The sequence below is a fragment of the Pseudonocardia lacus genome (genome assembly GCF_018531445.1).
In the GTDB taxonomy this organism is placed as follows: Bacteria; Actinomycetota; Actinomycetes; order Mycobacteriales; family Pseudonocardiaceae; genus Pseudonocardia; species Pseudonocardia lacus.
Window position 1 is genome coordinate 1 of sequence record NZ_JAHDTH010000169.1, and the last position, 18,492, is coordinate 18,492.

Sequence of the window (18,492 nt, forward strand, 5' to 3'; positions counted from 1 at the left end):
TGGCCGACCTGCGGGTGGTGCCCGCCCCGCGCGACCACCCCGCCGCCGAGGCGCCCGCGCGCCCGACCGAGGGCATCGCGCCCGACCGCCCGAACCAGGACGAGTCGTCCGGCGAGGCCGCGCCGTTCACGCTGCGCCGGCGCGTCCCGCAGGCCCACCTCACCCCGGAGCTGCGCCAGCCGACCTCCACCGAGGCCGCCCCGCCCGCCGTGCCCGCGGCGAGCGCGGCGAGCGCCCTGTCGCGCTACCAGGCCAGCCGGCAGGCGGCCCGGGACGTCGTCGACGGCGACACCACCAGCGGACGGGGTGCGGGATGGTAGGCGGTCTCGACGGCCAGATGGACTGGCTGCTGGTGGACTTCACCCGCGACACCCCCGGCGTCCTGCGCGCCATCGTGGTCTCGGCCGACGGGCTGCGCCTGGCCACCTCGGCCGGGACCGACGCCGCGCTGGCCGACCGGCTCTCCGCCGCGGCCTCCGGCCTGGTCAGCCTGGCCCGGGGCACCGCGCACCTGCTGGAGGCCGGCCCGGTCACCCAGACCATCCTGGAGATGGCCGGCGGCTACCTGTTCGTCACCGCGATCAGCTACGGCGCCACCCTCGCCGTGCAGGCCGACCGGCGCTGCGACCTCGGCGTCGTGGCCTACGAGATGACCATGCTGGCGGCGCGCGTCGAGCACGCGCTCACCCCGGCTCCGCGCGCCGACGCCCGGGCCGACCTGGCGGGCGGTGCGAAGGGGTGGTGATGGGCCACGATCCCGGGGCGTCCGCCCGGCCGGCGAGCCCGGCCGGGCGGGTCGTGCCCGTCTTCGCGGTGACCGGTGGCCGGACCCGGTCCACGGGAACGGACCTGCCCATCGAATCGCTGGTCACGCTCACCGAACAGGCATCGCTCGGCGGTGACCTGCAGATGGAGTACCGGATCATCGTCCAGCTGGCGGCTCGCCCGGTGTCACTCATGGAGATCGGCGCCGCGCTGCGCGTGCCGGTCGGAGTGGCCCGGGTGCTCGTCAGCGACCTGGCCGAGGCCGGATACCTCGAGGTGCACGCTCCGCAGGCCGCGGCCGACGGAACGGGCGGCGGCCCCGGGCCGGCGATCCTCGAGCGACTGCTGGAGGGACTTCGTGCACGCTGAGAGCCGGCCAGTGCCGCTCAAGATCGTCATCGCCGGTGGGTTCGGCGTCGGCAAGACCACCATGGTGCGCACGCTGTCGGAGATCCCTCCGCTGCTCACCGAGGAGGCCATGACGACCGCCTCGCTGGGCATCGACAACAACGACTCCGTGCCGGACAAGACGACGACCACGGTCGCCATGGACTTCGGCCGGATCACCGTCGACGACTCGCTGATCCTGTACCTGTTCGGCACCCCCGGCCAGGACCGGTTCTGGTTCATGTGGGACGAGCTGGCCCGCGGCGCGGTCGGCGCCGTCGTCCTGGTCGACCTGCGCCGCATCGACGAGTGCTTCGCCGCGGTGGACTACTTCGAGAACCGCAGGCTGCCGTTCGTGGTGGCGATCAACGGCTTCCCGCACTCCTCGGCCTTCAGCGCCGACGCGGTGCGCGAGGCACTGGCGATCAGCCGCGACACCCCGGTCGTGCACATGGACGCCCGCCGGGCGGACTCGTGCACCGAGACGCTGATCGTGCTGGTCCAGCACGCGCTGTCGCGTTCGAGCGTGCAGGCGAGCTGACCGGAGCCCCGCGCCCCGGGCGCGCCGTGCGAGACTGCGCCCCGCCCGGGACCCCGACCCGGGAGGGACGAGGTCGGATGCGCGCCGTCGATCCGGGCGCGCTGGACCCGCGGCAGCGCCACCGCCTGCTCAGCGGGCTGGTGCGCCCCCACTCGGTCGCCGTCGTCAGCACCGCGGACGCGGCCGGGACGCCGCTCGTCGCGCCGCTGGGGTACTGCCTGCCGATGCGCGGTCGCACGGCGACGGTGGGCATCACCCTGGCCGCGGTACGCGACGCCGGCGGCGAGCCCGAGCACGTCCGGGCGGCCGCGCTGGCCACCGGCGAGCTGGTCGCCCACCTGACCACCGCCGACCTCGGCGGGCACCTCGCCGCGCTGTCCGGCGCCGAGCGCGACGCCTCGGGGGCGGTGCGCTGGACGCCGGTGCCCTCGCACCGCGTCTCGGTGCCGTCGTTGGACACCGGGCGGGCGCGGCTGGAGTGCCGGGTCCACGGTCCGGCGGGACCCCCGGGCGCCCCCGGTGTGCCCGCCGTGCGCACCGCGGCCCCGAACACGTCGCCGACCGACTACGTCCTGCTCGCCGAGGTGGTCTGCGTCGTCGCCGAGGACGCGGAGCTGGACGCGGTCCTCGGCGCGCTGCCCGAGCCCGGCGGACGTGCCGCGCCCGACGGACGTCCGGGTGCCGGCACGCTGTTCCCGTGGTTCCTCGGGCCGACCGACGGCTCGGTCGTCGACGGGGCGGCCACCGGGCCGACCCCCCGGCCCGGCGCGGGGCCGCTGGTCATCGACGCGGCGCCGCGGCCGCCCGACGCCGGTCCGGTCACCAGGCGTTGAGCGTGCGCCCGCGCACCACCGGCGGGCGGACCAGTGCGGGGGCGGGCGCCGCGGCCGGCTCGATCAGCCCGCGCGGCAGCAGCGGCTGCTGGGCCAGCACCACGGGCGTCAGCTCGGCGGCCGTGGCCGGGCCGGCCACCAGGTGGCCCTGCACGAAGTCGCAGTTCAGCCTGCGCAGCTCCACCAGCTGGCCGCTGCGCTCGACGCCGTCGGCCACGCTGCGCAGCCCGAGCTGGTGGGTCAGGGCGAGCACCCCGCGCAGCAGCCGGCAGCGCCCGTCGTCGTGGTCGACGTCGGCCACCAGGTCGCTGTCGATCTTCACGGTGTCCAGCGGGGCGCCCGACAACCAGGCCAGCGTCGCGTAGCCGGAGCCCAGCCCCCCCAGCCCGAGGCGCACCCCGAGGTGGCGCAGCCGGTGCAGCGCGTCCAGCGCCGCGGCCGGCCGCTCGGGCAGCTGCCCGTCGTCGATCTCCATCGTGAGCTGGCCGGGTGCCAGCCGGTAGCGGGCCAGGACGCGGTCGACCCTGGCCGGCAGCTCCGCGTCGGCCAGCTCCGCGACGCCCACCGCGACCACGAGCCGCAACCGGTGGTGGCCCAGCTGGTCGCTCCAGCGGGCCAGCTGGTGGCAGGACTGCTCCAGCACGACCGCGGTCAGCGGTGGGCACGGGCGCTGCAGCGGCCCCGCCGGCACCGCCCCCACCGCCTCCGACCAGCGCGGCACCGCCTCCAGGGCGGCGATCCGGCCGTGGTCGGTGTCCACCACCGGGCGGTAGACGGTGCGCACCGCGCCCAGCTCGATGGCCGCGGCCAGCGCCCGGTGCGCGGGCGGCGCGGCGGGGCGGGGCCGGTCGTGCACGGCGGGGGAGTGGATCTGCACGCCGTCCTTGCCGGAGCTCTTGACCGCGTACATGGCCACGTCGGCGCGGTGGATGAGGGCGGGGGCCTGGTCGGCGCCCACCCCCGGCTCGGCGGTCGCCACGCCGATGCTCGCCGAGACCGCGACCTCCCGCCCGTGCAGCGCGAACGGCCTGCGCAGCGAGGCCAGCAGCGTGCGGGCCACCACCGCGGGGTCGCTGCCCTGCTCGGTCAGCACGGCGAACTCGTCGCCGCCGAGGCGGGCCAGCGTGTCGGTGGCCCGGATCGCGCCGCGCATCCGCCGCGCCACCGACACCAGCAGCTCGTCGCCCGCGGCGTGCCCGAGGGTGTCGTTGACCGCCTTGAAGCCGTCGAGGTCGACGAAGACCACCGCCACCCGTCGCGGCTCGCGGGTCGCCAGGTCGAGCGCGTGCCCCAGCCGGTCGAGGAACAGGGCGCGGTTGGCCAGCCCGGTCAGCGGGTCGTGGAAGGCCAGCCGGTGCAGCTCCGCCTCGCGCTCGGCGATGGCGCGGGCCTGGAGGTGGTTGGTGCGCAGCACGCAGTACTGGCGCAGCATCACCAGGGCGACCAGCAGCGCGGTCAGCGACGTCCCCACGGCGCCGAGCCCCCTCCCGCGCGCGGCGTACTGCACCGCGACCGCCACGGCCGCGGCCAACAGCGGCAGGTACGGCAGCAGCCCGGGGCGCCGCGGCCGCGGCTCGTCGGGTTCCGCCGGCTCGGCGGGCTCGGCCGGCTCCGCCTCGCCCGCCATCCCGACGGTCGCCCCGGCCGTGGTGAGCAGGCAGAACGCCGCCCACCACCCCCACCCGGCGACGGCCAGCGCGCCGTCGTGCCCGGCCCCGCGCAGCAGCGCCACCGCCACGTCGGACGCGGCCATGGCCAGTACCGCGGCGCCCAGCAGCGCCCACCGCCACGGCAGCCGCCGGTCCTGGGCGACGGTCAGCACGACGACGGTCAGCAGGACCGCGTCGCCGACCGGGCGGGCCAGCCACATCGCCACCGCCGCGGGGGAGCCGCTGACCAGGCCGAGCGCGGAGTCGACCACCACCGTCCAGGTCAGCAGGGCCAGCGCGCATCCCACGGTGAGCGCGTCGATGACCCGGCGGGGCAGCGACCGGTCCTGCGAGCGGGGCGCCAGCAGGCACACCGCCACCAGGGCCACCACGGGGAACGCCAGCCCCACCAGGTCGGCGGGGCCCGGCTCGCCCCCCGGCGCGGGCGCGGAACCGGTGAGCACACCGGTGGTGGCGGCCGCGCCCAGGTGCGCCACCCCCCACGCCCAGCTGGCCGCGGCCAGGGTGCTCCAGCCCGCCCTGGCCCCGCCCACGGCCCGCCGCGAGGCCCGCAGGCAGCCCAGGCCGGCGCAGCCCGCGAACGCGACCGCCCCCAGCTCGGCCACCCACACCGCGGCCGGCCCGCTCAGGGCCGTGGTCAGCCCCGCGAGCATCACGAAGGCGGTGGCGCGGCGCAGCGCGACAGCGGCCACCGTCCGCCGCGGCCAGCCGGTGGCCGTGGCGGGCCGGTGCTGCCCACCTGCCGGCATGTTCAGCTCCCGTCCCCCGTCGGGAACCGGCCCGACCCGGTTCCTCGTAACGCCAACGAGTCCGTGGGCGTTACGGCACGCCCGATCTGGATGCAATCGCCGGAAACCCCAAGGTCGTTTCGGGTGTGCGGTGGTCGCGGGTCACGACGTGGCGACACGTAGCATGGGCGGTGAGATGTCAACGGATGTGGGGGAGTCGGCCCGGGTTCCGACCGAGGCGCTGCGGCGCCGGACGTTCGCCGTGATCAGCCACCCCGACGCGGGCAAGTCGACGCTGACCGAGGCGCTGGCGCTGTACGCGGAGCGGATCGACCAGGCGGGCGCCGTGCACGGCAAGGCCGGCCGGCGCGGGGTCACCTCGGACTGGATGGAGATGGAGCGCAAGCGCGGCATCTCCATCACCTCGGCCGTGCTGCAGTTCAGCTACCGCGACCACGTGGTCAACCTGCTCGACACCCCCGGCCACGGCGACTTCTCCGAGGACACCTACCGGGTCCTCGCCGCCGTCGACGCCGCGGTCATGCTGCTCGACGCGGCCAAGGGCCTGGAGCCGCAGACGCTCAAGCTGTTCGACGTCTGCCGCGCCCGCGGCATCCCGGTGCTCACCTTCGTCAACAAGTGGGACCGCCCCGGCCGCGAGGCGCTGGAGCTGCTCGACGAGGTCGAGCAGACCATCGGCCTGCGACCGATGCCGCTGACCTGGCCGCTGGGCATCGCCGGCCAGCTGCGCGGGCTCATCGAGGTGGCCACCGGCGAGTTCAGCCGGTTCACCCGCACCGCGGGTGGCGCCACCCGGGCCGCGGTGGAGGTCGTGCCGGCCGCGGAGGTCGCGGCGGCCGAGCCGGAGGTCTGGTCGACCGCCCAGGACGAGCTGGCCCTGCTCAGCGAGATCGGCGCCGGGTTCGACGAGAAGGACTTCCTGTCCGGCTCGGCCACCCCCGTCCTGTTCGGCGCCGCGCTGACCGGCGTCGGCGTGGCCCGCCTGCTCGACGCGCTGGTCGACCTCGCGCCCGCCCCCGAGGCCCGCGACGACGCCACCGGCACCCCCCGCCCGCTCGACGCGCCGATGTCCGGCCTGGTGTTCAAGGTGCAGGCCGGCATGGACCGCTCGCACCGCGACCGGATGGCGTTCGTGCGGATCTGCTCGGGCCGGTTCGAGCGCGGCATGGTCCTCACCCACGCCGGCACCGGCCGCCCGTTCGCCACCAAGTACGCCCAGGCCGTGTTCGGCCAGCAGCGCACCACCGTCGAGGAGGCGTTCCCCGGCGACATCGTGGGCCTGGTCAACGCCGGCGCCCTGCGCCCCGGCGACACCCTCTACGCCGCCGACCCCGTCGAGTTCCCCGCCATCCCCAGCTTCGCCCCCGAGCACTTCGCCGTCGTCCGCGCGGCCGACGCCGGCACGTTCAAGCAGTTCCGCCGGGGCATCGACCAGCTCGACAGCGAAGGCGTCATCCAGGTCCTGCGCTCGGACCTGCGCGGCGACCAGGCCCCGGTGCTGGCCGCGGTCGGGCCGCTGCAGTTCGACGTCGTCGCCGCCCGCATGGCCGACGAGTACCGCTCCCCGGTCCGGCTGGAGCACCTCGACTACACCGTCGCCCGGCTCACCGACCCCGACGGGGCGGTGGTGCTGGACCGGGAGAGCGACGTCGAGGTCCTCACCCGACGGGCCGACGGGGCGCTGCTGGCCGTGTTCAGCACCAAGTACCGGCTGGAGAACGTGCGCCGCAAGCACGCCGGGGTCACGCTCGACCCGCTGCTCGCCGGTTCGGTGGGGCGCTAGCCCGAACCAGCCGCTCCTCGCAGAGGTTGGTGGCGTCCGCGCAGCGTCGGGTGGGTTGTCGCAGCCCGCCGGCGGGTTGCGAGACCATGTCCTGGGCTGCGAGGTGCGGCCAGGACCGCCGGCCCCGGGGCGTGCCGAGTGGTTGGTGGTGCGCGTCCCGCGAGCCCGGCCCTCGCCGACCGCGGACACCGCGCCACCGATCTGAGGTGATTCGGCGGTGCCGCCCTGACCGGGTTCTGGTCGACATGCGTCGGTGGGCATCGGCACGACCATCCGGAGCCGGCCGACCAGATCCACCGACGTTGAGTACGGCACCTCCGTCGCGGCGCTGCCCTCACCCCCCGGCCATCGCCCCCACCACCAGGAACGGCTCACTCCCACGGCTCACGGCGTCGGGCAGCGGGTCGTCGGGTGAGTCGTGGGACAGGTCCTGCTCGCCGGTGAAGAACCGCACGAACGCCCGTCGCCGGCCGGTGCCGTGGTCGCGGACGGTGCCGCGCAGCGCCGGGTAGCGGGCCTCCAGGGCGTCGAGCACGGAGCGCTGCGTCACCGGGCCGGTGACGGCCAGCGCCACCTCGCCGTCCACGCGGGCGAGCTTGCGCAGGTGCTGGGGCAGTTTCACGCGGACCTCGGTCATGGCAGCGTCTGCACCTCCACCGACAGCACCGCGGGCAGGTCGCGGACGATCGCCGACCAGGTGTCCCCGCCGTCGGGGGAGACGTAGACCTGCCCGCCGGTGGTGCCGAAGTAGACGCCGCAGTCGTCGAGGGTGTCGACGGCCATGGCGTCGCGCAGGACGTTGACGTAGCAGTGCTGCTGGGGCAGGCCGTTGGTCAGGGGCTCCCACTCGCCGCCGCCGGCGCGGCTGCGGTAGACGCGCAGCCTGCCCTCCGGCGGCACGTGCAGCGAGTCGCTGGTGATCGGCACGACGTAGACGGTGTCGGGTTCGTGGGCGTGCACGTCGATGGGGAAGCCGAAGTCGGACGGCAGGCCCTCGCCGATGTCGTACCAGGTGTCGCCGCCGTCGTCGGTGCGCATGACGTCCCAGTGCTTCTGCATGTAGAGCGTGTCGGGGCGGGACGGGTGCATGGCCAGGTTGTGCACGCAGTGCCCGACCTCGGCGTCGGGGTCGGGGATGCCTTCGGACTGCAGCCCGCGGTTGGTCGGCTGCCAGGTCCGGCCGGCGTCCTCGGTGCGGAACACGCCGGCGGCGGAGATCGCCACGTGCATGCGGGCCGGGTCGCGCGGGTCGGGGACGATGGTGTGCAGGCACATACCGCCCGCGCCGGGCTGCCACTGCGGGCCCGAGCCGTGCTCGCGCAGCCCCGGGACCTCCTGCCAGCTCGCGCCGCCGTCGACGGACCTGAAGAGCGCGGCGTCCTCGACGCCGGCCAGCACCGTGTCGGGGTCGGTGGCCGAGGGCGCGAAGTGCCAGACCCTGGCGAACTCCCACGGATGCGGGGTGCCGTCGTACCACTGGTGGGTGCCGGGCACGCCGGCGTAGGTGAACTCGTTGCCCACCGGCGCCCAGCTGGCCCCGCCGTCGTCGGAGCGCTGGATCACCTGCCCGAACCAGCCACCGGACGGCGCGGCGAAGATCCGCTGGGGGTCCGCGGGGGAGCCTGCGACGTGGTAGACCTCCCAGCCGCCGAAGTGCGGCCCGTCGACCTTCCAGTCGTCGCGCGTGCCGTCCGCGGTCAGCACGAACGCACCCTTGCGCGTACCGACGAGCACCCGAACCGAGCTCATGCGCCCACTCCTCTCCTGCGACTACCGGGTCGGACCCGGCGGGGGCGTAGAACTCATCGGTCGGTGGCCGGAAAACTTCAGGCGGGATGATCGGACGCGACAGGCGAGCGAAGGGGACCGCATGAGGATGTTCCTGAACGGCACCGCGATGTCCGGCGGCGCCGACCACCACCTCGTCGGGGACTCCCCGCTGGTGGCCCGCACGACGACCGCGCCGCGCTACCGCTTCCACGCGGTCGGCGGGCGCTACCCGGCGCTGGAGGACGTCGGCCCGGGCGGGGCGTCGGTCGTGGGCGAGGTGTACGAGATGGATTACGCCCAGCTGCGCGAGGTGCTGCTGCCCGGCGAGCCGGACGGCCTGGAGCTGGGGGTGATCGAGCTGATCGACGGCAGCGGGTCGCTGGCGATGGTGCTGCGCCGGGAGTACCCGAGCCTGCCGCCGCTGACCGACATCTCGGAGCTGGCCAGCTGGCGCGCCTACCGGGAGTCCCAGCAGTGATCGTCTTCCGGGCGGACCGGGCCGTGGTCGACGGCGCCGAGCGCCCGGCCGCGGTGCTGGTGGACGGGGAGCGGATCGCCGCGGTCCTGCCCCGTGACGCGGCCGTGGACGCGGAGCGCGAGGTCGTGCTCGCGGCCGACGAGGTGCTGCTGCCGGGCCTGGTCGACACGCACGTGCACGTCAACGAGCCGGGGCGCACCGAGTGGGAGGGCTTCGCCACCGCCACCCGGGCCGCGGCCGCCGGTGGCGTCACCGCGATCGTGGACATGCCGCTGAACTCGCTGCCGCCCACGCTCGACGTGGCGGCGCTGGAGGTGAAGCGGGCCGCGGCGCGCGGGCAGTGCGCGGTCGACGTCGGCTTCTGGGGCGGCGCGGTGCCCGGCAACGAGCCGCAGCTGCGCGCGCTGCACGAGGCGGGCGTGTTCGGCGTCAAGTGCTTCATGATCGACAGCGGGGTCCCGGAGTTCCCCGCGCTGACTTCCCCGCGCGACGCGCTGCGCGAGGTCGCCGCGTTCGACGGCCTGCTCATCGCGCACGCCGAGGACGGCGAGCTCGTGCACGACGCGCACGGCCGCCGCTACGCCGATTTCGTGGCCTCCCGCCCCGGCGCCGCCGAGGACTCGGCCATCGCGCACCTGCTGGAGCTGGCCGCCGTGACGGGCGCGCGGGTGCACGTCGTGCACCTGTCCTCGGCCGACGCGCTGGACCGGCTGGCGAAGGCGCGCGCCGACGGGGTGCGGGTGAGCGCGGAGACCTGCCCGCACTACCTCACGCTCGCCGCCGACGAGGTGCCCGACGGCGACACCCGGTTCAAGTGCTGCCCGCCGATCCGCGACGCCGGCAACCGCGACCGGCTCTGGCGGGCCCTCGCCGAGGGCACGATCGACCTCGTCGTCAGCGACCACTCGCCGTGCACGCCCGAGCTCAAGCGCCTCGACGTCGGCGACTTCGGGCTGGCCTGGGGCGGCATCGCCTCCCTGCAGCTGGGGCTGCCGCTGGTGTGGACGCAGGCCCGCGCGCGTGGGCACGGCCTCGCCGACGTCGTGCGCTGGATGTCGCAGCGGCCCGCGGAGCTGGTGGGGCTGGCCGGCAAGGGCGGGATCGCCGTGGGCAACGACGCCGACCTCGTGGTCTTCGCCCCCGACGAGGAGTTCGTGGTGGGCGAGCTGCACCACCGCAACCCGGTGACGCCGTACTCGGGGCGGACGCTGCGCGGCGTGGTGCGGGCGACCTACCTGCGCGGGGGGCCGACGGACGGGACGCCGCGGGGCGAACTGCTGGTGCGCGGATGAGCGCGCCGCTGCCCCCGGTCCGCCGGGTCCCGGCCGAGGAGGTCGCGCGGGCGCTGGAGGGCGCGCCGCGGGTGGTCTTCCTCGACGACGACCCCACCGGCACCCAGACCATCCGCGACCTGCCCGTGCTCACCCGCTGGACCGTCGACGACGTGCGCTGGGCCCTGGGGCGTCCAGGGGCGGGGTTCTTCGTGCTGACCAACACCCGCAGCCTCGCCCCGGACCGGGCGGCCGCGCGCGACCGGGAGGTCGTCCGGGCGTGCCTGGCCGCGTCGGCGGCCGAGGGGGTGCCGCTGGTGTTCGCCAGCCGCGGCGACTCCACGCTGCGCGGGCACTTCCCGCTGGAGACCGACGTCGTCGGCGAGGTGCTCGCCGAGCACGGCGGAGCGGTCGACGCCGTGCTGCTGGCGCCGGCGTTCACCGACGCCGGCCGGCTGACCGTGCGCGGCGTGCACCACGTGCGCACGCCCGAGGGCCTGGTGCCGGTCGCCGACAGCGAGTTCGCCCGCGACGCGACCTTCGGCTACCGGTCGTCGCGGCTGGCCGACTGGGTCGAGGAGAAGAGCGGCGGGCGCATCCCGGCCGGTGCGGTGCTGGAGCTGACCGTGGACGCCATCCGGCCCGGCACCACCGGGGAGCTGGCCGCGGTGCTGACCGGGGTGCGCGACGGCGGGGTGGTCGCGGTGGACGCCGCCGTCGACGACGACCTGCGCGCGGTCGCGCTGGCCGTGCTGGCGGCGGAGCGGGCGGGCGCACGGCTGGTCTACCGGATCGGCCCGTCGTTCGTGCGCGCCCGGACCGGGCAGGACGCCCACCCGCCGGTCGACGACGCGGCGCTGGTCGGGCTCGTCGGGTCCGACGCGCACGGCCTGGTCGTGGTGGGCTCGCACGTGGCGCTGACCAGCACCCAGCTGGCCCGGCTGGCCGAGCGCCGCCGGTTCACCGCGGTCGAGCTGGACGTCCCGACCCTGCTCGACGACGCCCGGGGCGGCCGGCACGTCGACGACGCGGTCGCGGCGGCCACCGCCGCGCTCGCCGCGGGCCCGGTCGTGCTGAGCACGTCCCGCCGGCTGGTCACCGGCGCGGACGAGGCGACCAGCCTGGACATCGCCCGCCGGGTCAGCGCGGCGCTCACCCGCACCGTCGGCAGGGTGGTGGCCGAGCGCAGGCCCGGCTACGTGGTCGCGAAGGGCGGCATCACCTCCTCGGACGTGGCCACCGACGCGCTCGGCATCGGCCGGGCGGTGGTGCGGGGCTCGATGCTGGAGGGCATCGTCTCGCTGTGGGAGCCGGTGTCCGGGCCGGCGGAGGGGCTGCCCTACGTGGTGTTCGCCGGCAACGTCGGCGACGCCGACTCGCTGGCCGACGTGGTCGACCGGCTGGAGCGGGCGGTGGCGGCCCGGCGGTCCTGACGGCGGTGCGGACGTCACGCCGCGGGGCGTTCCGCGGCGGCCCCGGCCGGGGGAGACTGGGGCGTGGGCGACTTCCGGCAGCTTCCCGACCTGGCCCTGCGCACCCTCGGCGGGAGCGTGGTGCACGCCAACGACGAGGCCTTCGCCGCCCGGCAGAACCTGATCACCCCGGGGCCGCCGGTGTTCGACCCGGCCGCGTTCGACCACCGCGGCAAGGTCTACGACGGCTGGGAGACCCGCAGGCGCCGCGAGCCCGGCCACGACGAGGCGATCGTGCGCCTCGGCGTGCCCGGCGTCGTCCACGGCGTCGTCGTCGACACCGCGTTCTTCACCGGCAACTACCCGCCCGAGGTGTCCGTGGAGGGCCTGCGGGTCCCCGACGACGCCGACCCGGCCACCGCGGAGGGCTGGTCGACCCTGGTCCCGCGCTCCGCGGTGGAGGGCGACTCGCAGAACGCGTTCCCGGTCGGCTCGGACGCCCTGGTCACCCACGTCCGCCTGCGCATCTACCCCGACGGCGGCGTCGCCCGGCTGCGGGTGCACGGCGAGGCCGTGCTCGACCCGGGCCTGCTCGACGCGCTGGGCACCGTCGACCTGGCGGCGGTGGAGAACGGCGGGACGGTCACCGACTGCTCGAACCTGTTCTACAGCTCCCCGCAGAACCTGCTGCTGCCCGGCCCGCCGCGGTCGATGGGGGAGGGCTGGGAGACCTCCCGGCGCCGCGACGACGGCAACGACTGGGTGGAGCTGCGGCTGGGCGCCGAGGCGACGCTCGCGGTGGTCGTGCTCGACACCTCGTACTTCCTGCACAACGCGCCGGGGGCGGCGGTGCTGAGCGGGCGGGTCGGCGACGGGCCGTGGCGCGAGCTGCTGGCGCGCACCCCGCTGCGCCCCGACACCCGCCACCGCTACGTGCTGGCCGACACCGAGGCCGGGACCGTGCCGGTCGACGCGGTGCGCCTGGACATCCACCCCGACGGCGGCATGGCCCGCGTTCGGCTGTTCGGCGCCCCGACCGCGGCCGGCCGGGAGGCGATCGGGCGGCGCTGGTCGGCGGCGCTCGGCGGCACCGGCCCGGCCAGCGGGTGATCCCGTCCGCGGCAGAGGGGTGGCGGGTCACCGCCAGTTGCTCAGCGCGTTCTCAGCAATCGCTTACCGCCGGTGACCTGAGGCCGTATTCACTTTCCCCATGACCTGGCTCGCCCGCCTCAGCCTGCTCAACCGCGCCGTCGTGGCGCTGGTGACGGTGCTGGTCCTGGCCTTCGGACTGATCGCCACCGGCGCGCTGCGCCAGGAGCTGTTCCCGTCCCTGGACCTGCCCCGGCTGACCGTGTTCGCGCCGTACCCGGGAGCCTCGCCCGCGGTGGTGGAGGACCAGGTCACCGGGCCGATCGAGGAGGCGATCGACGGCCTGGACGGGGTGAGCGCGACCAGCTCCACCAGCAGCGGTGGCAGCGCGGTGGTCACCCTGGAGCTGGAGTACGGCACCGACCTGGACGTGGCCACCACGCAGGTCGAGCGCGCCGTGCAGGGCGCCGCTCTGCCCGACGACGTCTCCCCGCAGGTGATCGGCGGCGGCACCGACAACATCCCGGTGCTCGCGCTGGCGGTGTCGTCGAACCTGCCGCCCGACCAGGTGGCGGCCGTGCTGCGCAACCAGGTGCGGCCGCTGCTCGCCGACGTCGAGGGCGTCGGCGACGTGGGGCTGTCGGGCATCGAGGACCCGCGCATCACCATCGACCTGGACGTCGCGGCCGCCGCGCAGCGCGGGGTCTCGCCGAGCGCGGTCGCCACCGTCCTGCAGGCCAACGGCGTGCAGGTGCCGGCCGGCGAGCTGGCGCCGGACACCGACCCGCTGGCCGTGCAGGTGGGCGGCCCGATCACCGCCGCGGACCAGCTCGCCGACCTCTACGTCGTGCCCGGCGCGGGAGCGACCGGGGCCGGGGCCCAGGGCGGGTCGGCCCGCGCCCCCGCGCCGTCGGCCCAGCCGGTGCGCCTCGGCGACATCGCGACGATCACCGCGGCGCCCGCGCCGGCCACCGGCCACACCCGCACCAACGGCGTGCCCAGCATCGGCATCAGCGTCACCAAGCAGGAGCAGGCCAACACGGTGTCGGTGGCCGAGGCGGTCCGCGACGAGCTGGACGAGGTCACCGACCTGCTCGGCGGTGCCGCGCAGGACGCGCAGGTGACGGTGATCTTCGACCAGGCGCCGTTCATCGAGCAGTCGGTGGAGGACCTGACCACCGAGGGCCTGCTCGGGCTGGTGTTCGCGGTGCTGGTGATCCTCGGGTTCCTGCTGTCGGTGCGCGCGACGCTGGTCACCGCGGTGTCGATCCCGCTGTCGGTGCTGATCGCGATGATCGTGCTGTACGTGGGCGACTACACCCTCAACATCCTCACCCTCGGCGCGCTGACGGTGGCCATCGGCCGGGTCGTCGACGACTCGATCGTGGTCATCGAGAACATCAAGCGCCACATCGGCTACGGCGGCCCGCGGCGGGCCGCGATCCTGACCGCGGTCCGCGAGGTGGCCGGCGCGATCACCGCGTCGACCATCACCACGGTGGCGGTGTTCGCGCCGATCGGACTGGTCGGCGGGCAGGTCGGGGAGCTGTTCCGGCCGTTCGCGATCACCGTGACCGCCGCCCTGCTGGGCTCGCTGCTGGTCTCGCTCACGGTGGTGCCGGTGCTGGCCTCGCTGGTGCTGCGCACGCCCGCCGAACCGGAGCCCGAGCCGGTGGCGGGGGTGGAGCCGGAGCGGACCCGGCTGCAGCGCGGCTACCTGCCGCTGCTGCGTGCCGGCATCGCCCGCCCGGTGGTCTCGCTGCTGGTCGCCGTAGGGATCTTCGCCGGCACGGTCGCGCTGGTCCCGCTGCTGGAGACCAACTTCATCGGCGACGCGGGCGGCGACACCCTCACGGTGAGCCAGGAGCTGCCGGCGGGCACCCCGCTGCCGCGGGCCGACGAGGCCGCCCGGCAGGTGGAGGCCGTGCTGGCCGACCAGGACGGGATCGAGAGCTACCAGGTCACGGTGGGCTCCCCGGACGACGCGGGCCGCGCGTTCGGGCGGCCCGGGCAGAACGCCGCGGCCACCCGGTTCACCGTGACGCTGACCGAGGACGCCGTCGCCGCCGACGTGACCGACGACCTGCGCTTCTGGTTCGACGACCTCGACCCGGCCGTCGTCGGCGACCTCACCGTGGAGCCGGGGCAGGGCGGGCTGGGCAACAACCAGCTGGCGGTGGACATCCGGGCCGAGGACCCCGCGGTGCTGGCCGAGGCGGCCGACCTGGTGCAGCGGGCGGTCGCCGGGATCGACGGGGCCAGCGACGTCAGCAACAACCTGGCCGCCGCCCAGGACGTCGTGGACGTGCAGGTGGACCGGCGGGCGGCGGCCGGGATCGGGCTCACCGAGGCCCAGGTCGGTCAGACGGTCGCCGCGGCGCTGCGCGGCTCGACCGTCGGCACGCTCACGATCGACGGCGTCGAGCAGGACGTGCTGCTGCGCACCGGCACCGCACCGGCCGACGTGGCCGCGCTCGAGGCGCTGCCGATGGTCGGCCCTGGCGGGCAGCGCCCGCTGCGCGAGATCGCCACCGTCGCCACCACCAGCACCGCGCCGACGATCAGCCGCACCGACGGCTCGCGCAGCGCGCAGATCACCGCCCGGCCGGCGGCCGACGACCTGGGCCGGGTCAGCGCCGACCTGCAGGAGGCGCTGGACGAGCTGGACCTGCCGGCCGGGGCCACGGCCGAGATCGGCGGCGTCAGCAGCGAGCAGCAGGAGGCCTTCGCCCAGCTGGGGCTGGCCCTGCTGGCCGCGATCGCGGTGGTCTACCTGGTCATGGTCATCACCTTCCGCAGCCTGCTGCAGCCGCTGCTGCTGCTGGTCTCCATCCCGTTCGCGGCCACCGGCGCGCTGGGGCTGCTGCTGGTCACCGGGACCCCGCTCGGGGTGCCCGCGCTGATCGGCATGCTGATGCTGGTCGGCATCGTGGTGACCAACGCGATCGTGCTGATCGACCTGGTCAACCAGTACCGGCGGGCCGGGCGCCCGGTGCACGAGGCGGTGGTCGAGGGCGCGGCCCAGCGCCTGCGCCCGATCGTGATGACCGCGGTGGCGACGATCTTCGCGCTGCTGCCGATGGCGTTCGGCCTCACCGGCGGCGGCGGGTTCATCTCCCAGCCGCTGGCCGTGGTGGTGATCGGCGGCCTGATCAGCTCCACGGTGCTCACCCTCGTCCTGGTGCCCGTGCTCTACGTGCTGACCGGCCGGTTCACCGGCCCGGGCGACGACACCGCGGACGACGTCCCGGCCCCGGCCGCCGGCGCCGCCCGCGCCGCCGCGGCGGTGCCGGCGCGCGAGCGGGTGCTCGTCGGGGCCGGGATCAGCGGGTCGGTGGCCGACCGCGACGGCGTGGCGCTGCCCGGGGCGGTGCTCACCGTGGTCGACGAGGACGGTGCGCCGGCCGGGTCGGCGGTGAGCGGGTCGACGGGCGAGTACGAGGTCGCGGTGCCGGCACCGGGTCGCTACCTGCTCGCCGTGCGCCACGACGGCCGCGAGCCGGCGGCCCGGTGGGTCACCGTCGAGGCCCGCGAGGACGGCGACGCAGTGGTCCCGCTGGTGGTCGACCTGGTCGCGGCCGGCCCGGCCACCGTGGAGGGGCGGGTGCGCTCGGCCACCGGCGAGGCGGTCGCGGCGCTGGTCGCGGTGGTCGCCGAGGGCGGCGAGGTGCTGGCCCGCGACCGCGCGGACGCCTCGGGCCACTACCGCCTGGTGCACGTCCCGGCCGGGGAGCAGCAACTGCTGGTCGCCCCGCCGTCGGGGCCGTCGGCGGCGCGCACCGTGCAGGTGCCGGTCACCGGGACCGTGCGCGCCGACGTCGACCTGCCGCCGTCGGGTCGGCTCACCGGCGTCGTGCGCTCCGGGCAGGGGCACGCGCTCGGCGACGTCGTGGCCACCGTGTCCGACAGCGAGGGCGCCGTCGTCGCCACCGTCCGCACGGCGGCCGACGGCTCGTTCTCGCTGTCCGGGCTGCCCGAGGGGTCCTACACGGTGACCGCGTCCGCCGGCCCGCCGGCGATCACCTCGGTGCGGATCGCCGCCGACGGGGAGGCCACCGCCGACCTGGAGCTGGGTGAGCGGGGGCGTCACACGGCGGCGGTCGAGCCGACCGGGAACGGCCACCCGCGCTGACCGGGGGCCGCGCTCGCGGCGCACGTCCACCATGTCCTACCGTCTCGGTTCCGGGGACGGAGGCGACCGATGGGGGTTGACGCGGGTGCGGTGCCGCCCGGCGGGCGGCGCTGGCTCGGGTTCGGTCGCGCCCGGGGGGCGGGCCGCGAGGCCGTGTCCGGGCTCGCGGCCGGTCGGCGCATCGCGGCGGGCCTGCGCGAGGGGCTCGCCGGGCCGGGCGTCCCCGGCGCGGTCCGCGGGTTGCGCCGGCTGCTCGACGCCGACGCCGTCGCGCTCGGCGGATTGACCGGTGCCCTGGTGTGGTCGGGACGGCCGGATCGCCCGGACGTCGCCGACGAGCTGGCCGAACGGGCCATGCAGGGCGACACGCGGGCGGCCGACGGTGCGCTGGTCGCGGTGCCGGTGCACGCCAGGGCCGAGCTGGCCGGGGTGCTGGTGGTGGCCGGGCCGGTCTCCGGCGCGGCGGTGCGCGAGGCGGCGCTGTGGGTGGGCGAGGCGCTGGAGCGGGCCCGGCTGGAGGCCTCGGCGCAGGTCGCCGAGCAGGCCGAGCTGCGGGCGCTGCGCGCGGAGATCTCGCCGCACTTCGTCTACAACAGCCTCACCGCGATCGCCTCGTTCGTCAGCTCCGACCCGGAGCGGGCGCGCGACCTGATGCTCGACTTCGCCGCCTACACCCGCCACAGCCTCGCCCGCCACGGCGACCACGCGACGGTCGCGGGGGAGTTCCAGGCCATCGAGGCCTACCTGGCGCTGGCCCGCGCGGTGCTCGGCGAGCGGCTGCGCGTGCAGCTGCGGATCGCCCCGGAGGTGCTGCCGGTGGCGCTGCCCTATCTTGCGTTGCAGCCCCTGGTGGAGAACGCGGTGCGGCACGGCGTGGAACTGCCGGGCGGCAGCGGCCTGGTGCAGGTCACCGGCGAGGCGGACGGGACGGAGTGCGTGATCACGGTGGAGGACGACGGCCCGGGCATGGACCCCGACTACGCGGCCGCGGTGCTGGCCGGCCGCGGCACCCCCGGCCGCCTCGGCCTGGTCAACGTCGACCGCAGGCTGCGCACCGTCTACGGCGCGGGCTACGGGCTGGTGCTGGAGACCGCGCCCGGCGCCGGCACGCGGGTCGTCGTGCGGCTGCCGCGCTTCCAGCCCGGGGTGGTCGCCTCGTGAACGGGGGCGTGAACGGGGCCGAGGCGCCCACCGGCCTGCGCGTGCTCGCCGTGGACGACGTCGCCCCGGCGCTCGACGAGCTGCGCAGGCTGCTGGTGGGCTCGGCCGGCGTGGCCGACGTGGTCACCGCGGGCGACCCGATCGCGGCGCTGCGGCTCATCCAGGCCCGGCCGCTGGACGCGGTGTTCCTGGACATCTCCATGCCCGGGATGGACGGCATGGAGCTGGCGGCGCTGCTGGCCAGGATGACCGACCCGCCGGTCGTGGTGTTCGTGACGGCCTACGAGGAGCACGCCGCCTCGGCGTACCGCATCGGCGCGGTCGACTACCTGCTCAAGCCGGTCAGCGCCGAGCGGCTGGCCGCGGCGCTGAGCCGGGTGCGCCGGTTCGCCGCGACCGGGCGCGACGCCGCCGCCGGCCGCGACCCCGCCCCGCCCCCGGTCGACGCGCT

At 76.1% G+C, this 18,492-nt stretch carries 16 protein-coding genes; 13 read left to right on the top strand and 3 right to left on the bottom strand.

Annotated features, from left to right (window positions below; genetic code table 11):
* From KIK08_RS28455 to KIK08_RS28475, 5 genes are all read left to right on the top strand, one after another.
* On the top strand, positions 1–320 hold a 320-nt coding region (locus KIK08_RS28455; RefSeq protein ID WP_214406356.1), incomplete at its 5' end, for a hypothetical protein.
* Complete coding sequence (locus KIK08_RS28460) at positions 314–745, top strand: roadblock/LC7 domain-containing protein (protein WP_214406357.1); 432 nt, start codon at positions 314–316, stop codon at positions 743–745. The genes KIK08_RS28455 and KIK08_RS28460, both read left to right, overlap by 7 nt.
* 53 nt (positions 746–798) lie before the next feature.
* On the top strand, positions 799–1,134 hold the full coding sequence (locus KIK08_RS28465) for a DUF742 domain-containing protein (protein WP_214406358.1): 336 nt from the start codon (positions 799–801) through the stop codon (positions 1,132–1,134).
* Complete coding sequence (locus tag KIK08_RS28470) at positions 1,124–1,693, top strand: GTP-binding protein (protein ID WP_308257946.1); 570 nt, start codon at positions 1,124–1,126, stop codon at positions 1,691–1,693. The genes KIK08_RS28465 and KIK08_RS28470 overlap by 11 nt, the downstream gene beginning before the upstream one ends.
* A gap of 77 nt (positions 1,694–1,770) precedes the next feature.
* The gene (locus KIK08_RS28475; protein ID WP_214406359.1) at positions 1,771–2,526 is read left to right on the top strand and encodes a flavin reductase family protein; all 756 of its coding nucleotides are present in this window, start codon (positions 1,771–1,773) and stop codon (positions 2,524–2,526) included.
* Here KIK08_RS28475 and KIK08_RS28480 read toward each other — a convergent pair.
* Positions 2,513–4,945: a putative bifunctional diguanylate cyclase/phosphodiesterase gene (locus KIK08_RS28480; RefSeq protein ID WP_214406360.1), complete on the bottom strand. Its 2,433-nt coding sequence runs from the start codon at positions 4,943–4,945 to the stop codon at positions 2,513–2,515. The genes KIK08_RS28475 and KIK08_RS28480 overlap by 14 nt on opposite strands.
* A gap of 175 nt (positions 4,946–5,120) precedes the next feature.
* Here KIK08_RS28480 and KIK08_RS28485 point away from each other — a divergent pair, with 175 nt between their 5' ends.
* Complete coding sequence (locus KIK08_RS28485) at positions 5,121–6,728, top strand: peptide chain release factor 3 (protein ID WP_214406361.1); 1,608 nt, start codon at positions 5,121–5,123, stop codon at positions 6,726–6,728.
* A 334-nt stretch (positions 6,729–7,062) separates the two neighbouring features.
* On the opposite strand, the gene KIK08_RS28490 is transcribed toward KIK08_RS28485, so the two are convergent.
* Complete coding sequence (locus tag KIK08_RS28490; RefSeq protein ID WP_214406362.1) at positions 7,063–7,365, bottom strand: MoaD/ThiS family protein; 303 nt, start codon at positions 7,363–7,365, stop codon at positions 7,063–7,065.
* Positions 7,362–8,477, bottom strand: coding sequence for a WD40/YVTN/BNR-like repeat-containing protein (locus KIK08_RS28495; RefSeq protein WP_214406363.1), 1,116 nt, complete (start codon positions 8,475–8,477; stop codon positions 7,362–7,364). Before KIK08_RS28495 ends, KIK08_RS28490 begins: the two co-directional genes overlap by 4 nt.
* A 121-nt stretch (positions 8,478–8,598) precedes the next feature.
* On the opposite strand from KIK08_RS28495, the gene KIK08_RS28500 reads away from it, so the two are divergent.
* The 7 genes from KIK08_RS28500 to KIK08_RS28530 all read left to right on the top strand — a co-directional run.
* Positions 8,599–8,976 (top strand): allophanate hydrolase-related protein, encoded by a 378-nt coding sequence (locus tag KIK08_RS28500; RefSeq protein WP_214406364.1) that lies wholly within the window; start codon positions 8,599–8,601, stop codon positions 8,974–8,976.
* Positions 8,973–10,268 carry an allantoinase AllB gene (gene allB, locus KIK08_RS28505; RefSeq protein ID WP_214406365.1) on the top strand — a complete coding sequence of 432 codons (1,296 nt, stop codon included), beginning with the start codon at positions 8,973–8,975 and terminating at the stop codon, positions 10,266–10,268. The genes KIK08_RS28500 and allB overlap by 4 nt, the downstream gene beginning before the upstream one ends.
* Positions 10,265–11,680 (top strand): four-carbon acid sugar kinase family protein, encoded by a 1,416-nt coding sequence (locus KIK08_RS28510; protein ID WP_214406366.1) that lies wholly within the window; start codon positions 10,265–10,267, stop codon positions 11,678–11,680. The genes allB and KIK08_RS28510 overlap by 4 nt, the downstream gene beginning before the upstream one ends.
* Positions 11,681–11,743: 63 nt before the next feature.
* The gene (gene alc, locus KIK08_RS28515) at positions 11,744–12,769 is read left to right on the top strand and encodes an allantoicase (RefSeq protein WP_214406367.1); all 1,026 of its coding nucleotides are present in this window, start codon (positions 11,744–11,746) and stop codon (positions 12,767–12,769) included.
* Between the two features lie 100 nt (positions 12,770–12,869).
* A complete protein-coding gene (locus KIK08_RS28520) occupies positions 12,870–16,880 on the top strand; it encodes an efflux RND transporter permease subunit (protein ID WP_214406368.1) in 4,011 nt (1,336 codons plus the stop codon).
* A gap of 69 nt (positions 16,881–16,949) precedes the next feature.
* Positions 16,950–18,041: a sensor histidine kinase gene (locus KIK08_RS28525; RefSeq protein WP_214406369.1), complete on the top strand. Its 1,092-nt coding sequence runs from the start codon at positions 16,950–16,952 to the stop codon at positions 18,039–18,041.
* On the top strand, positions 18,038–18,492 hold a 455-nt coding region (locus KIK08_RS28530; RefSeq protein ID WP_308257947.1), incomplete at its 3' end, for a LytR/AlgR family response regulator transcription factor. The genes KIK08_RS28525 and KIK08_RS28530, both read left to right, overlap by 4 nt.

Excerpts from the sequence above, each read along its gene's own strand:
- KIK08_RS28460 (WP_214406357.1), top strand. The coding sequence starts at position 314 with ATGGTAGGCGGTCTCGACGGCCAGATGGACTGGCTGCTGGTGGACTTC.
- KIK08_RS28475 (WP_214406359.1), top strand. The coding sequence starts at position 1,771 with ATGCGCGCCGTCGATCCGGGCGCGCTGGACCCGCGGCAGCGCCACCGC.
- KIK08_RS28480 (WP_214406360.1), bottom strand. The coding sequence starts at position 4,945 with ATGCCGGCAGGTGGGCAGCACCGGCCCGCCACGGCCACCGGCTGGCCG.
- KIK08_RS28485 (WP_214406361.1), top strand. The coding sequence starts at position 5,121 with ATGTCAACGGATGTGGGGGAGTCGGCCCGGGTTCCGACCGAGGCGCTG.
- KIK08_RS28490 (WP_214406362.1), bottom strand. The coding sequence starts at position 7,365 with ATGACCGAGGTCCGCGTGAAACTGCCCCAGCACCTGCGCAAGCTCGCC.
- KIK08_RS28495 (WP_214406363.1), bottom strand. The coding sequence starts at position 8,477 with ATGAGCTCGGTTCGGGTGCTCGTCGGTACGCGCAAGGGTGCGTTCGTG.
- KIK08_RS28500 (WP_214406364.1), top strand. The coding sequence starts at position 8,599 with ATGAGGATGTTCCTGAACGGCACCGCGATGTCCGGCGGCGCCGACCAC.
- KIK08_RS28510 (WP_214406366.1), top strand. The coding sequence starts at position 10,265 with ATGAGCGCGCCGCTGCCCCCGGTCCGCCGGGTCCCGGCCGAGGAGGTC.
- KIK08_RS28520 (WP_214406368.1), top strand. The coding sequence starts at position 12,870 with ATGACCTGGCTCGCCCGCCTCAGCCTGCTCAACCGCGCCGTCGTGGCG.
- KIK08_RS28525 (WP_214406369.1), top strand. The coding sequence starts at position 16,950 with ATGGGGGTTGACGCGGGTGCGGTGCCGCCCGGCGGGCGGCGCTGGCTC.